Consider the following 1,190-nt stretch of genomic DNA (forward strand, 5'->3'; position numbering starts at 1 on the left):
ATGTCTAAAGAAAAATTTGAACGTACAAAACCCCACGTTAACGTTGGTACAATCGGCCACGTTGACCATGGTAAAACAACTTTAACTGCTGCAATTACGTCTGTACTTGCTAAAAAATACGGCGGTCAAGCTCGTGCATTCGATCAAATCGATAACGCACCAGAAGAAAAAGCACGTGGTATTACCATCAATACTTCACACGTTGAATACGATACACCAACTCGTCACTACGCACACGTAGACTGTCCGGGCCATGCTGACTATGTTAAAAACATGATCACTGGTGCGGCACAAATGGACGGCGCTATCCTAGTAGTAGCAGCAACTGATGGTCCTATGCCACAAACTCGTGAGCACATTCTATTAGGACGTCAAGTAGGTGTTCCTTACATCATCGTATTCTTAAACAAATGTGATATGGTTGATGATGAAGAATTATTAGAATTAGTTGAAATGGAAGTACGTGAACTTCTATCTCAATACGATTTCCCAGGTGATGACACACCAGTTATTCGTGGTTCAGCGTTAAAAGCGTTAGAAGGCGATGCAGCATGGGAAGACAAAATTGTTGAATTAGCTGAAGCGTTAGACAGCTACATTCCAGAGCCAGAGCGTGATATCGACAAACCATTCCTATTACCAATTGAAGACGTATTCTCAATTTCAGGACGTGGTACAGTAGTAACAGGTCGTGTAGAGCGCGGTGTAATCAAAGTAGGTGAAGAAGTTGAAATCGTTGGTATCAAACCAACTACAAAAACAACTTGTACCGGTGTTGAAATGTTCCGTAAATTACTTGACGAAGGTCGAGCAGGTGAAAACGTAGGTGTATTACTACGTGGTACTAAACGTGAAGAAATCGAACGTGGTCAAGTATTAGCTAAACCAGGTTCAATCACACCACATACAGACTTTGAATCAGAAGTTTATATTTTAAGTAAAGAAGAAGGCGGACGTCATACTCCATTCTTCAAAGGTTACCGTCCACAGTTCTACTTCCGTACAACTGACGTAACAGGTACTATCGAGTTACCGGAAGGTGTAGAAATGGTAATGCCAGGCGATAATATCAAAATGACAGTATCATTAATTCACCCAATTGCGATGGCAGAAGGTTTACGTTTTGCGATTCGTGAAGGTGGTCGTACTGTTGGTGCGGGTGTTGTTGCTAAAGTTATTAAATAATTTTA

The 1,190-nt window shown here is 41.3% G+C and carries 1 protein-coding gene; it reads left to right on the plus strand.

All coding sequences use genetic code 11. From position 1 onward, the window contains the following. Complete coding sequence (gene tuf, locus J3U63_RS13195) at window positions 1-1,185, plus strand: elongation factor Tu (protein ID WP_267334586.1); 1,185 nt, start codon at window positions 1-3, stop codon at window positions 1,183-1,185. Window positions 1,186-1,190 lie beyond the last annotated feature (5 nt).

The sequence above is a fragment of the Gilliamella sp. B2838 genome, assembly GCF_026536185.1.
In the GTDB taxonomy this organism is placed as follows: domain Bacteria; phylum Pseudomonadota; class Gammaproteobacteria; order Enterobacterales; family Orbaceae; genus Gilliamella.

What these genes read in the sequence shown, in the direction of transcription:
- tuf (WP_267334586.1), top strand. Translation starts at nt 1, where the DNA reads ATGTCTAAAGAAAAATTTGAACGTACAAAACCCCACGTTAACGTTGGT.